Annotated in this window: 12 protein-coding genes and 3 tRNA genes; 5 read left to right on the plus strand and 10 right to left on the minus strand. The window is 34.5% G+C overall.

The features are described 5' to 3' along the window. Nucleotides 1-65: 65 nt before the first annotated feature. Nucleotides 66-2,048, minus strand: a complete 1,983-nt coding sequence (gene nagB / locus ACT3CE_RS14990; protein WP_444710584.1) for a glucosamine-6-phosphate deaminase — start codon at nucleotides 2,046-2,048, stop codon at nucleotides 66-68. Between the two features lie 269 nt (nucleotides 2,049-2,317). Here nagB and ACT3CE_RS14995 point away from each other — a divergent pair, with 269 nt between their 5' ends. Continuing rightward, nucleotides 2,318-3,160, plus strand: a complete 843-nt coding sequence (locus ACT3CE_RS14995; protein WP_444710585.1) for an ATPase — start codon at nucleotides 2,318-2,320, stop codon at nucleotides 3,158-3,160. Continuing rightward, the gene (gene murQ / locus ACT3CE_RS15000; protein ID WP_444710586.1) at nucleotides 3,153-3,989 is read left to right on the plus strand and encodes an N-acetylmuramic acid 6-phosphate etherase; all 837 of its coding nucleotides are present in this window, start codon (nucleotides 3,153-3,155) and stop codon (nucleotides 3,987-3,989) included. The genes ACT3CE_RS14995 and murQ overlap by 8 nt, the downstream gene beginning before the upstream one ends. A gap of 77 nt (nucleotides 3,990-4,066) precedes the next feature. Here murQ and ACT3CE_RS15005 read toward each other — a convergent pair whose 3' ends face one another. The 6 genes from ACT3CE_RS15005 to ACT3CE_RS15030 all read right to left on the minus strand — a co-directional run bounded on the left by ACT3CE_RS15005 (nucleotide 4,067) and on the right by ACT3CE_RS15030 (nucleotide 9,811). Continuing rightward, nucleotides 4,067-4,786: a FadR/GntR family transcriptional regulator gene (locus ACT3CE_RS15005; protein ID WP_444710587.1), complete on the minus strand. Its 720-nt coding sequence runs from the start codon at nucleotides 4,784-4,786 to the stop codon at nucleotides 4,067-4,069. Nucleotides 4,787-5,097: 311 nt separating this feature from the next. Further along, the gene (locus ACT3CE_RS15010; RefSeq protein WP_444710588.1) at nucleotides 5,098-6,471 is read right to left on the minus strand and encodes a dipeptidase; all 1,374 of its coding nucleotides are present in this window, start codon (nucleotides 6,469-6,471) and stop codon (nucleotides 5,098-5,100) included. A 186-nt stretch (nucleotides 6,472-6,657) separates the two neighbouring features. Beyond that, entirely contained in the window at nucleotides 6,658-7,239 is a 582-nt protein-coding gene (locus tag ACT3CE_RS15015) for a DUF3109 family protein (protein ID WP_444710589.1), read from the minus strand. A gap of 100 nt (nucleotides 7,240-7,339) precedes the next feature. Continuing rightward, nucleotides 7,340-8,869: a 2,3-bisphosphoglycerate-independent phosphoglycerate mutase gene (gene gpmI / locus ACT3CE_RS15020; RefSeq protein ID WP_444710590.1), complete on the minus strand. Its 1,530-nt coding sequence runs from the start codon at nucleotides 8,867-8,869 to the stop codon at nucleotides 7,340-7,342. A gap of 455 nt (nucleotides 8,870-9,324) precedes the next feature. Further along, entirely contained in the window at nucleotides 9,325-9,612 is a 288-nt protein-coding gene (locus ACT3CE_RS15025; RefSeq protein WP_444710591.1) for a GIY-YIG nuclease family protein, read from the minus strand. A gap of 126 nt (nucleotides 9,613-9,738) precedes the next feature. Continuing rightward, nucleotides 9,739-9,811, minus strand: a tRNA-Phe gene (locus ACT3CE_RS15030). 245 nt (nucleotides 9,812-10,056) lie between these two features. On the opposite strand from ACT3CE_RS15030, the gene ACT3CE_RS15035 reads away from it, so the two are divergent. Beyond that, nucleotides 10,057-11,355, plus strand: a complete 1,299-nt coding sequence (locus ACT3CE_RS15035; RefSeq protein WP_444710592.1) for a S41 family peptidase — start codon at nucleotides 10,057-10,059, stop codon at nucleotides 11,353-11,355. 68 nt (nucleotides 11,356-11,423) lie between these two features. On the opposite strand, the gene ACT3CE_RS15040 is transcribed toward ACT3CE_RS15035, so the two are convergent. The 3 genes from ACT3CE_RS15040 to ACT3CE_RS15050 form a co-directional block, all read right to left on the minus strand. After that, a complete protein-coding gene (locus tag ACT3CE_RS15040; protein ID WP_444710593.1) occupies nucleotides 11,424-11,837 on the minus strand; it encodes a PH domain-containing protein in 414 nt (137 codons plus the stop codon). Nucleotides 11,838-11,914: 77 nt separating this feature from the next. After that, nucleotides 11,915-11,987, minus strand: a tRNA-Phe gene (locus ACT3CE_RS15045). A 30-nt stretch (nucleotides 11,988-12,017) separates the two neighbouring features. After that, nucleotides 12,018-12,090: transfer RNA gene (locus ACT3CE_RS15050), tRNA-Phe, on the minus strand. 127 nt (nucleotides 12,091-12,217) lie between these two features. On the opposite strand from ACT3CE_RS15050, the gene ACT3CE_RS15055 reads away from it, so the two are divergent. Together ACT3CE_RS15055 and ACT3CE_RS15060 are read left to right on the plus strand one after the other, a co-directional pair. Continuing rightward, the gene (locus ACT3CE_RS15055; RefSeq protein ID WP_444710594.1) at nucleotides 12,218-13,438 is read left to right on the plus strand and encodes a M16 family metallopeptidase; all 1,221 of its coding nucleotides are present in this window, start codon (nucleotides 12,218-12,220) and stop codon (nucleotides 13,436-13,438) included. Between the two features lie 97 nt (nucleotides 13,439-13,535). Continuing rightward, entirely contained in the window at nucleotides 13,536-14,177 is a 642-nt protein-coding gene (locus tag ACT3CE_RS15060) for an O-methyltransferase (RefSeq protein ID WP_444710595.1), read from the plus strand. Nucleotides 14,178-14,241: the final 64 nt, after the last annotated feature.

Consider the following 14,241-nt stretch of genomic DNA (forward strand, 5'->3'; position numbering starts at 1 on the left):
ATAATTATATCCAAAAATGAAAACCCGGACAGTGTATTATCTGCCCAGTTAATTCATTTATAAATCTAAACAATAAACCTGACAAAAGCTTCTATTGCTTCGTATTCTGACAAGCCTAACTTATTAAATAAATTTGCAGTTGCTCTGTTTCGCTCTTCCGACCGCTGCCAAAACAAACGAGAATCTCCTCCTAAATATGGTGCCGATTCCATTTGAGACTGATGGCGCAAAATTGCATTCCGTTTGTGTTGCAACTCTTCCGGACTAATGGGCACTGCCATTTGAATTTCATCCAGACTCCACTCCTGCCATGCTCCACGATATAGCCATACATAACAATTATCCATCCACTCTTCTTCTTTCACAATTTGTAATGCCTGATAAATTCCTTCCCAACAAACGCGGTGAGTTCCATGTGGGTCGGACCAGTCTCCGGCAGCAAATATTTGATGTGGTTTTACCTTTCTTAATAAGTTCACCAAAATTTGAACATCTTCCTCTCCTAATGGATTTTTCTTCACTTTTCCGGTCTCATAAAACGGAAGATCTAAAAAATGCAGATTCTTTGAACGAACACCAACAAAACGACAAGCTGCTTTGGCTTCTCCTCTTCTAATTAAGGCCTTCATTCTGCAAACTTCTGGGGTATCAACTCCTCCGGGTTCTTTATTCTCCAATAAAAATTTACGAATATCTTCAATTACACATTGCAAATTACCCTCATTCGTATCATGAGTATTTGCAAAACCTTTCACAAAAGATAAATAACGAACAGCTTCATCATCGGCAACAGCTATATTTCCAGAAGTTTGGTAGGCTACATGTACTTCATGATTCTGATCGACCAACCTTTTTAAGGTTCCACCCATGGAAATTACATCGTCGTCGGGATGCGGACTGAAAACCAATATTTTTTTCTGTGCTGGCTCTGCCCTTTCCGGACGGTAGGTATCATCAGCATTTAGCTTTCCTCCCGGCCATCCGCTAATGGTATGCTGTAAATCGTTAAACACCTTAATATTAACCTCGTAAGCCGAACCATACCAGGCAAGCAACTCACTTAGTCCGTTATCATTATAATCACGATTAGTTAATTTAAGAATTGGTTTACCTAACTTATTGCACAACCACACAGCAGCTTTTCTAATCCAATATCTGTTCCACTCTACACTGCCTACCAGCCATGGATTTTTTACACGTGTTAAATCTCCAGCTGCGGGTACATCTAAAACAAATTTCACATCCTTATGACGCTGAAGATAACTTGCCGGAACAGAATCGCACTGACTCTCTTCCAATGCCTTCTTAACAATGGAAGCTTTACCTTCTCCCCAAGCCATTAGTATTACCCTTTTGGCTTTAAATATCGTACCAACACCCATTGTAACGGCAGCTTTCGGGACCTTATTTATTCCATTAAAATCCTTAGCTGCATCACGTCGGGTTAATGAATCGAGCATTATCAATCGGGTTTTTGAGTCGAGTTGGGATCCTGGTTCATTAAAACCAATATGTCCGGTTCTACCGATTCCTAATATTTGTAAATCTAAACCTCCAAAAGAATCTATTTTATTCTCATACTCACTGCAATAATTAAATATTCCTTTCTTATCTATTTCTCCATCAGGGACATTAATTTGTTCTCGTGGAATATCGATATGATTAAATAAAACATCATCCATATAATAGTTATAGCTCTGTATACTACTCTTGAACATAGGATAATATTCATCTAAATTAAAAGTGACAACATTTTTAAAAGAAAGTCCTTCTTCCTTATGTAAGCGCACCAGTTCGGCATATACACCCAAAGGAGTGGCTCCAGTAGCCAAACCCAAAACACAAATTTCGTTTGCGTCGGCTTTTAGTTTAATTACATCTGCAATTTGGCTTGCTACCCACTTTGCCCCCTTGGCTGCAGTTGCAAAAATATCGGCTGACATTTTTTCATATCGGGTTTTTACCGTTTTATCGAACTCATCGGAAGGTTGGTAATACAACTTAGCTTCATCAAGCTCTCCTCTAAATTGTAAAATTTGATTCTCCATAATGTTATCTCCTGATTTAAATTACTTTCAGTTCAAAAATAGAACAGAAATTTAAATTTTCCAAAATTGGTATTACATGTTATATAATACTTTTTTGTGGAAATTAATTTTTCTATATTTGTAAAGTAGGAATAGTCTCCTATAGATTACAAGAGTGTTACAGATTGAATAAGTGAAAACAAACTTGCTTACACAAGCTTTAAAAGCTTATATTTTTTTTAAAACATGTTATCAATCAATACTCATCATACATATTACAAAATAATACAATGATATTAGTAGCTGAAAGCGGATCTACAAAAACAGATTGGGTACTTCTTAATAAAGATGAAGTAGTAAAACGCCAACAAACAGAAGGAATCAATCCTTTTCATCAGGATATTGATTCAATAATAAGGATTATTAGCTCCTTAGACAATTTCAATTCTGTGAGTTGCATCTATTTTTATGGAGCTGGATGTGCCACAGAAGAAAAAAAGCAAATTGTAAAAAATGCTTTATTACACATTTACCCAAACGCAAGCTGTGAAATTAACAGCGATATATTAGCAGCAGCCAAATCGGTATGTGGAAACGAAAAAGGAATTGCATGCATAATTGGAACAGGTTCGAATTCTTGTTTATACAATGGAGAAACAATTATTCAAAATGTTCGTCCACTAGGCTATATTCTAGGAGATGAAGGAAGCGGTGCTGTTCTTGGAAAAAAGCTAATAGCAGACATTTTAAAAGGAGTTGCCCCTAAAGATATCACCAATGCATTCTACAAAAAATACAATTTTGAATATGCAGATATCATCAATAAAATATACAGGGAAGAATCACCTAGTCGTTTTCTTGCACAATTCGCAATTTTTCTTGCCGAAAACATTAACAACACTTATGTTTTAACCTTAGTTACCTCAAGTTTTACAGAGTTTTTCGAGCGTAACATTAAACAATACGATAATCACTTAAACCTCCCAATTCATTTTATTGGAAGCATCGCATTTCATTTTAAACAACAATTACAATTTGTAGCAAAAGAAATGTACTTAACACCTGGAGAGATAGTTCAAAGTCCATTGGAAGGTTTAATTCAGTACCATATCAAACAAATTAAAAATGAATAAAACACCAGATAAAGAAACACCTAAAAATATAACTGAAGCATCTTCTAACTTTTCTAATTTAGATAAAATGTCGGTTATCGAAATACTTGATGGCATTAACAAAGAAGATGGTCAGATACATTTAGCTGTTCAAAAAGCAATTCCTGAAATTGAAAAATTTGTAAGTCAATTAATTAACAGAATAAAAGCTGGCGGACGCTTATTTTATTTGGGAGCAGGCACAAGTGGAAGACTTGGTGTTTTAGATGCATCGGAACTTCCCCCAACATTTGGAGTCCCTTCAAATATTGTAATTGGATTAATTGCCGGAGGAGATAAAGCGCTAAGAAATGCTGTTGAATCTGCCGAAGACGATGCCACCAAAGCCTGGGACGAACTTCAGCAATTTAAAATTAATGAACACGATTCTGTTTTAGGAATTGCCGCTTCGGGCACAACTCCTTATGTTATTGGAGGCGTGAAAACTGCACGCGAAAACGGTTTACTTACCGCATGTATTACCTGCAACCCAGATTCTCCTATTTCTAAGGAAGCTGAATATGTAATAGAAGCCATTGTAGGTCCTGAGTTTATTACCGGAAGCACCCGACTAAAAGCCGGCACTGCACAAAAAATGATATTAAATATGATTACCACCAGTTTAATGATAAAACTGGGAAGAGTAAAAGGAAATAAAATGGTTAACATGCAGTTAACTAATAAAAAATTAGTTGAACGTGGAACCATAATGATAATGGAAGAACTTAAACTAGATAAAGAATTATCGAAAAACCTTCTTTTAGAACATGGTTCGGTAAAAAAGGCTATTGAAGCCTATAAAAATGCATAGTACCACTCACACATAGTGCAAAAAGCGGAGCCTGAAATTATTTTCAGTCTCCGCTTTTTTTATTTTAAAAATACATTTTACTTTTTAAGATATTGAGTATAAACCTCTAATGTCCGATTAATTTGCTCTACCATTTCTTTATAAGCCCGATCGCCATCCTTATCTCTTATGGCTTCAAATATTGCACGATGAGCTTTTATCGTAAAATCCTTTTCGCCATCAACATTGGCATAAATTAAATTACGCATTCGCGGAAGAAGAGAATAAATGGGCTCCATAGAAATAATTACAATTGGATTTCCTGTTGATTTTGCAACATTTAGATGAAATTTATTGATAATATCTGCCTCCATTTGAGTATTGTCTGGATTACAATCGGCAAGAGCATTAATATTGCGATGCAAAAGCTCAACATCCTGCTCAGATCTATTACGTGCAGCCATTCTCGCTATTTCTGGTTCAAATACTCTACGAACTTCAATAATCTGGGAAATTAAATTGCTATCGAAACTTAAATCGTAGTATAGATTTAATGATTCGACCGCATCTTCCATTTTAAGTTCGCTAACGAACATTCCACTTCCCTTTTTTATTTGTATTAAACCTCTGGCACTTAAACGACGAAGTGCTTCGCGCAAAGCCGTTCGACTAACTGCAAACATTTCGCACAATTCACGTTCTGAAGGCAACTTGGTTCCCACCAATAGCTTTTTCTGACGTATTGCTTCTTCAATTCGGCGTTCAATCTTCTGACTTAACGTTTGAGCAGTACCAATTTTTCCAAAAATTTCATCCATGTAATACAAATTTACTTCAACCTGTATGATTTCTATTTTCTATGAATCCCTAAGCCTTATTTCCTGGTTATCCTTACAATGAAATCGTACAAATACACCACAAATACTAATTTAACAAAATTAGTAGCTAAATATAAGAATACAAATACTTTTAGCTAAATTCCAAAGGAAATATAACAATAATTTTCTCAACAACATAAAGAATTCATTCTTCTTATATGGCAGAACACAAAGTTATCATACCAAAACTGTATTTGCAACAAAAAAGGGTATTTCCAAACGAAATACCCTTTTAACTTATAATTAGTGAATTATTTTTTCAATAATTCAGCATAATATTTATAAAACAATGGAATAGTGTTGATACCATTGAAAAACTGCTCTAATGGGTAATTTTCGTTTGGTGAGTGAATTGCATCACTTTCCAAACCAAATCCCATTAATACCGATTTAATCCCCAAAATCTCTTCGAAAGAAGAAATTATTGGAATAGATCCTCCCGAACGAACAGGTACAGGACGTTTTCCATAAACATCGGTATATGCTTTTTCTGCTGCCTGATAAGCTGGCAGGTCAATAGGACATACATATCCCTGACCTCCATGCAATGGAGTAACCTCAACTTTTACACAATCGGGAGCAATAGCTTCGAAATGCTCTTTAAAAAGAACCGAAATTTTCTCCCAGTTTTGATTAGGAACCAAACGAGTAGAAATTTTAGCATTAGCTTTTGAAGGAAGAACTGTTTTTGCTCCTTCTCCAATGTAACCGCCCCAAATACCACAAACATCAAAAGATGGACGAATTCCTGTATGCTCAGAAGGAGTATATCCTTTTTCGCCAGCCAATTCTTTCACATCAATTGCTTTTTTATACTCATCAACATCAAAAGGAGCTTCAGCCATCATAGCTCTTTCTTCTTTCGACACTTCAATTACATCGTCGTAAAATCCAGGAATGGTAATGTGACCATTTTCATCAACCATTTGAGTAATCATCTTAGCCAAAACATTAATTGGATTCGCTACTGCACCACCAAACAATCCTGAGTGAAGATCGCGATTAGGACCAGTTACTTCAACTTCCCAATACATCAAACCACGTAAACCTGTAGTTATTGATGGTATATCCGGAGCAATCATTCCTGTATCAGAAACTAGGATTACATCAGCTTGCAACATTTCTTTGTGCTCTTCGCAAAACTTAGGAAGATTAGGAGAACCAACTTCTTCTTCTCCTTCAATCATGAACTTTACATTACAAGGAAGGCAATTGTTCTTCACCATGTATTCGAAAGCCTTGGCATGCATAAATGCCTGACCTTTGTCATCATCGGCACCACGAGCCCAAATTTTTCCATCTTTAATTACTGGTTCAAAAGGGTCGGTATCCCAAAGCTCAATAGGATCAACAGGCATAACGTCCATATGACCATATACCATAACCGTAGGCAATTTAGGATCGATAATTTTCTCACCATAAGTAACCGGATTTCCTTCTGTTTCGAAAACCTCAGCTTTATCAGCTCCGGCATCTAACATTAATTGCTTCCAGTATTCTGCAGCTTTGTACATTTCTGGTTTATTTGCTTCAATCGAACTAATCGATGGAATACGAATTAAACCAAATAATTCTTTCAGGAATCTCTCCTGATTTTCTTCAATATATGCTTTAATATTTTCCATATTAATGTGTGTTTATTGGATTTAAATATTTAGAAAGGTAAATATACAACAGATCATGAGATTTTAGATATCAGATCTGTGAATTATTTACAAAATACAAAGCAACAAACTAGTACAAAAGAAAAAACAGCAACCTATTGGCTACTGTTCTCTTACAATATCATATAATAATAATACTCTTTCGAGTTATCTAACTTTCATAATTTCCTCGATATGCTCAGCTGCATATTCTAATTCGTTATACCAATCTTGGCCATATTTTCTAATTAATGGCTCTTTCAGGAATTTATATACCGGCGTTCCATTTTTAAAGCCTAGTTCGCGTGCTGGCTTACAAATATCCCATTTATTATAATTTACGGCATCAAATTCGGCATACTTGTCAATTCTAATTGGATACAATTGACACGAAATAGGTTTACGATACGAAATTTTGCCATCTAAAAATGCTTTTTCAATACCACACATTGCAATCCCCTTAACAAAAATTGTATACACACATTCTTTCCCGTTTATAATTGGGGTAACCAAATCTCCATCAGCATCAATCACCGAAGTTCCCTGTTTTTCGATTTCCTGAATTCCTTTTTCGGTAAGATACTCCTTAATATCAGGATAAATATCTTCGATAATTTGTTTTTCTTCCTCTTCCAGTGGGGCTCCGGAATCTCCCTCTACACAACAAGCTCCGCAACATTTTGCTATGTCGCAAATAAACTTTTTCTCAATTACATCGAGACTTACTATGGCTTTTCCTATTTGTAACACTATTTTATACTTTAATAAGTTGTATCAGCCAAGCTGATATAAAAATTCCGCACTATCGCGCAAAGATAGTACGGAATGTTATATATACGGTTACAATCTTTTATTTTATCAAAGATTTTCCTGTCATATCTTCAGGTTGTTCAATCCCCATGATATCTAGTAATGTTGGAGCAACATCAGCTAAAATACCATTTTCAATTTTCTTTGGATTTTCTGTAACCCAAATACAAGGAACTGGATTTAAAGAGTGAGCTGTGTTAGGTGAACCGTCAGCATTAACTGCAAAATCGGCATTTCCATGATCGGCAATAATAATTACATCGTAACCATTTGCTTTAGCCGCTTCAACAACTTGTTCGGCACATTTATCAACAGCTTGAACTGCTTTTGAAATTGCTTCGTACACTCCTGTATGTCCTACCATATCGCCATTAGCGAAATTCAAACAAACAAAATCAGCCGATTTAGCATTTAATTCGGCAGTAATTTTATCTGCAACAGCTGGAGCCGACATTTCTGGTTGTAAATCGTAAGTAGCCACTTTTGGAGAAGGAACCATCAATCTTCTTTCGCCTTCGAATTCAGCCTCTCTACCTCCTGAAAAGAAAAAAGTTACGTGAGCATATTTTTCAGTTTCGGCAATTCGAATTTGTTTTCTGCCTGCATTTGCAACCACTTCACCCATTGTGTTCTTCACGTTATCCTTATCATAGATTACGTTAACGCCCTTAAAGTTGGCATTGTAACATGTCATGGTGTACCATTCCACATCCATAGTGTGCATTCCGAATTCCTTTTTATCTTCCTGCGTAAACACAGTTGTCATTTGACGCAAACGGTCAGTACGGAAATTGAAACAGATCACTACATCTCCTTCTTCAATCTTAGCCAAAGGAGCTCCATTGGCATCAACCATCACAACAGGCTTCAAAAATTCATCAGTTACACCGTCTGCATATGATTCTTCCATCGCGGTAACAGCGTTAGTCGCAGTTTTACCCTCTCCTTTTGTATATAAATCGTAAGCAAGTTTCACACGATCCCAATTGCTATCTCTATCCATTCCGTAGTAACGACCAATAAGAGATGCAAATTTTGCAGAACCTGTTTTTTCAATTGCTTCAGAAAATTCTTTTACGAATCCCAATCCTGATTTTGGATCTGTATCACGTCCATCAGTTAAACCGTGAACAAACACATCTTTCAAACCAAAAGCCTGAGCAGCATCACACAAAGCAATTGCATGAGAACTTAATGAATGAACACCTCCATCACTAATTAAACCAATCAAATGAACTTTTTTACCATTTTCTTTGGCATGAGTAAAAGCTTTTACAACTTGTTCATTATCCTTAAGCGTGTCTTCTTCTACTGCCATATTGATTTTTACCAAATCCTGATAAACAACACGACCTGCACCAATATTTAAGTGTCCTACTTCTGAATTACCCATTTGTCCATCAGGCAATCCAACGAACTCACCCGAAGCTTTCAGCTGAGAGTTAGGATATTTAGCCAATAAACCATCCAAATAAGGAGTAGCCACTGAAGAAATTACATCTGATTTTGATTTATCACCAATCCCCCATCCGTCGAGGATCATCAACAAAGCTTTTTTATTATTTGTCATTTTAAAGTATTTTATATCTTAAATTCTTTTTACTTGGTCTAAGTCCTACAAAAATATTGTATTAATTCCAATAAAAAAATTAGTTAGAGACTTGAATTTCTTTATTTTAGACCGAAAACGTTTGTAATTTGAAAATTGTTCAAACTCGTACAGAATAAGTCCTGTAAATTGAGAAAAAATTACTCAAAATGTAGATTCAGAAAGCAAATTAAGAAAATGCAATAATAGCAAACATGTTAGTTTACTTTTATAATCTATATCGCTGATTAGTTAAATACTGCCTAAATAATGATTTATATATGCTATCGACATAAATCTAAATTCTCTAGCGATCCAAAAATTCCGACAGACTCCCTTCAGGTTTGAGCTAACAAAAAAGAGAGAAAAACACTTCGTTTTTCTCTCTTTTCGTGGTACCACCTGGCCCCGAAAGCTTTCGGGGCGAACCAGAAACACTATTTATACTTTTGTAATAACTTGAATGAAATTTCAGAATACTTTGGTAAATTCTCAATATACTTCTTACTTTTCATTCTTTTTATATGCTTTTCTATTCGTCGCGCCTGTACAATAGATTCGCATTCTATACAATAAAACAATTCCCAATCTTTTGCCTTTGAGGTAAAGGAATCTTGAAAAGTTCCATTTTGATGCATTTCTATCCTATTGGTTAAATCTTTAGTATAACCTACATAATAAATTCCTAACTTAGAACTAACCAATATGTAAACTTCAATTTTCATGATCAAAAAATGATTGAATTTTGCTTTTTTTTTTGCCAAGGCTACCCCATTAAAAAAGCACCAAACTCTCTTGAAAATTAATATAACAAAAAAGAGAGAAAAACACTTCGTTTTTCTCTCTTTTCGTGGTACCACCTGGAATCGAACCAGGGACACATGGATTTTCAGTCCATTGCTCTACCAACTGAGCTATGGTACCCTTTGGTGCTACAAATGTAAGTAAAAATCCTATTTGGCAAAACTATTTATCACCATCTGTAAAAATTACTTATTAAGAGAATATCGAAAGCTATTAAGAATCAATTTTTTCGCTAGTTATTTAGATTTATTTCAAATATCAAATCCTTTTTTAAGCAATAAATGATAAAATATCCAGTTAAAATTAAACAAGGTATGATTTTTGATAGCAAATAAGCTGAATACTAATTATTAAAATACATCTTGATGACTTATATTTCATTAAATAAATCGGCAGTACATTTTATTTTAGCCATACTCCTTTCATTTTCTTTTCTCTCCTGCAACGATGATGATAACAATTCTGAAAGAGAAAATTCCAGTACTATATTTGAAAGTATTGATGCAACAATGAATGAATGGTATTTATGGAATAAGGATATTCCAAATATAAATTCTTCCGATTACTCTTCGGTTAATGATTATTTTGAAGATTTGCTGGTATCGCAAGATCGTTGGAGTTATATCGCCAATCTTCAGGATCTGTTAGCCTATTTCGAAAATGGGACCTATACAGGTTACGGACTTGCTTTTAAATATGATAATAATAATGACCTAAGAGTTAAATTAATATTCGAGTCATCACCTTTAGTTGCAGAAGGAATAACACGTGGATGGAAACTAAAGCAAATCAATGGTAACATTATTGCTGATTTAACAGATGACCAAATCCTAGATGAATTGGATAAATCATCGGCAGACTTCGTTTTTGAAAATGATCTGGGCGAAATAAAAGAGTTCTCAGCTAATCAAATCGAACTTGATCAAAATTCGGTACTAAAAAGAGAGGTTGTAAACTACCAGGGAACAAAAGTAGCATATCTTGCTTTCGATAGTTTTATTGGCAGTTCGGAAGACGACTTAAACGAAGTATTCGATTATTTTAAAACTGAAAATGCCGAAGAATTGGTTTTAGATTTACGTTACAATGGAGGAGGGAGCACTTATATTTCAAATCAGCTTGCCAGCTTAATTACTGGCAACATATATCAAGGTGAAATTTACTCCAAAACCTTTCACAACAATTCTAAAAGCGGAGAAAACTTTAGCGAAGCATTTTCAGATCAGACTTTAGCATTCGGATTCAACCGAATATTTGTGATCACGACAGCGTCAACTGCCTCGGCTAGCGAAATGGTGATTAATGGCTTAAAACCTTATCTTGGAAACGAAAATGTAATTTTAATTGGAAGTAAAACTCACGGAAAACCAGTAGGTATGTATGTTTTTGAGGTTGAAGAATACGATTTGGCAATTGTACCCATTAGCTTTTCCATAACCAATGCCAATGATGAAGGAAATTATTTTGAAGGCATTGCTGTAGATTATGAAATATCAGATGATCTGAGTCATGATTTTGGAGATATTAATGAATCGAATTTTAAAGCTGCTCTAGACTATATCAGCCAGGGAAATTTTCCCGTTGTAACAGCTGCAAAATCTTTATCGACTACAGAAAGAGAATTCAAGAAAAAAGGCTTAGAAGAGTTGATCGATGCGAATTAAACCATAACACAATACAAAAAAGAGCCAGTAATCAATCATGACTACTGGCTCTTTCTTATACAGGCTCTTTAAAAATCAACATCTGTACTATCAATATTTGGATTAACTTCTTTCAAATTCCGAATAAATGCTTTTTTATTTTGAGGAGAGATTAATACTGTATCATATTGATTATATCTAATTTCTATTCTATCTAGAGAATTGGCAGGTGAACTAATCAAATTTCGACTCTTTGAAATACTTTTAATTGTTTCAATCTGAATAGAAATATCAACTACAAACCCACTTTTGATATTCAATACTTGATCATGAATAACATACTGGGTTGATGAGAAAATATAGCCAATAAATACCCCTACTAAACCTATAATTACTACACCGATCCAGGCTCCTTGATATAGCGAAATTACGCTTAAGCCACCTAAAACTACAATTAAAAAAATAAGAATTCCTGTTCCAATTTTAGATTGATATTTTTTCATTTGATACTATTCGATTACAATATCAAATATACAAAAATAAAAAAGAGAGAAAAACAGTAAGCTCTTCTCTCTTTTTGTGGTACCACCTGGAATCGAACCAGGGACACATGGATTTTCAGTCCATTGCTCTACCAACTGAGCTATGGTACCCCTTGGTATTTTGCTCGAAGAAAAAGGATGTGGTACCACCTGGAATCGAACCAGGGACACATGGATTTTCAGTCCATTGCTCTACCAACTGAGCTATGGTACCCTCTTTACTTGAGCGATGCAAAAGTACGTAAAAATTTTACACCTCCAAATAAAATCAAGAAAATTAGAAAGGAAATTTAATCGTATTGTAAACTTCTTGTTACCTTTGCAGCCTAATAAAAAAGTATATGATATTCGAAACTCACACATTATCAAACGGTATCCGTTTAATTCATCGTCCGGTAAGTGCTAAGGTGGCACATTGCGGAATTATTTTGAATACGGGTTCACGAGATGAGAAAGAAGAAGAATGGGGAATTGCTCACTTTATAGAGCATGTGGTGTTTAAAGGAACAACAAAACGTAAGGCATATCATATTCTAAGTAGAATGGAAGATGTTGGTGGTGAACTAAATGCCTACACAACCAAAGAAGAAACCTGTGTTTATACTACCTTTCTTAATAAAGATTATAAAAGAGCTCTTGAGCTTATAAGCGATATTACCTTTAATTCTGTTTTCCCAGAAAAAGAACTCGAAAAAGAAAAAGAAGTAATCCTTGATGAAATTAACTCGTACAAAGATTCTCCATCGGAATTAATATTTGATGATTTTGAAGAATTAGTCTTCACTAAAGATCCAATTGGACGAAATATACTTGGAACACCAAAGCATATTAAAGCTTTTAAACGTGATGATATTTTAAATTTTATCGAGAATAATTACCATACCGATCAAATGGTAATTAGTTCGGTTGGAAATATCGAGTTTAAGAAATTAATAAAAATGGTAGAAAAATTCTTCGGCCAAATTCCTGAAAATATTCGTACCAAAGAAAGAATTAAACCCAATTCATACATTCCAAGAACACAAACCATAGAAAAAAACACTTTTCAAAGACATTGCGTTTTAGGAAATATAGCTTATGATGCCAATGATGAAAAAAGAATACCTCTTTCGCTTTTAACAAATATATTAGGCGGTCCTGGTATGAATTCCCGCTTAAATTTATCGCTTCGTGAGAAATACGGATTAGCTTATAATATCGAAGCAAACTACTCACCTTATGCAGATACTGGTGTTTTTAGTATTTATTTCGGAACCGACAAAGGTTATCTTGACAAATGCTTGCAATTGATCCACAAAGAAATGGATTTACTTTGCTCGAAGAAATTAGGGCCCGGACAATTAACAAAAGCTAAAAATCAAATGATTGGCCAAATTGCTATTTCCTCTGAAAACAATGAAAATTTAATGCTGAACATAGGAAAAAGCTTTCTTCTTTACAATCGTGTTGATTCTCTTGAGGAAATTTACCAAAAAGTGGAATCCATTACTGCAGAACAGTTACAAGAAGTTGCCAAAGAAATTTTAAACAAAGAAAAATTAACCACTTTGATGTATAAATAAGATTTCGTGAGTTAGTAATTTTGTGAATTAAGATGCACACACAGCTATAAGAAACCAAAATTATAATTTTTACGAACACGCAAAATCATAATATTCCATGTTGGAGATAAATAAAGAATTAGAAGATTATATCCTTAACCATACTGAAGAAGAAGATCAAATACTGAAAAATTTATCAAGAGAAACTCATGTTAAAATGCTTCGCCCGAGAATGTTATCGGGTCATTTGCAAGGCAAGTTTCTTAAAATGATTTGCCAGATGATGAATCCAAAACGTGTTTTGGAAATTGGTACTTATACAGGCTATTCGGCAATTAGCATGGCCAAGGGAACTTCTGATGATTGTGAAATTCATACCATCGACCATAATGATGAACTGGAATATTTCACTCGCAAATTTATTAAACAAGCCAATTGTGAAAATAAAATTAAATTCCACATTGGTGATGCTTTAGAGATTATTCCCACCCTCGATGAAAAATTCGATATGGTTTTTATTGATGCCGATAAACGTCAATACATAGAGTATTTCGAAGCTATTTTTCCAAAACTAAAGCAAGGTGGTTTTATTCTTGCCGATGATGTTTTATGGGATGGTAAAGTGATTGACCATGTTGATCCGAACGACAGGCAGACTCAGGGAATTTTAGCATTTAATGAATACATTCAGAAAGACGACAGAGTTGAAAATTTAATGCTCCCAATTCGCCATGGATTAATGATGATTAGGAAAAAATAATACTTCAAATTCCCAAAATAAAATCCCAAGAATAAAAAATAACTCACAAATACTTTCAATTTGA

The sequence above is a fragment of the Marinifilum sp. RC60d5 genome, from assembly GCF_052400665.1.
Lineage (GTDB): Bacteria > Bacteroidota > Bacteroidia > Bacteroidales > Marinifilaceae > JBQTGK01.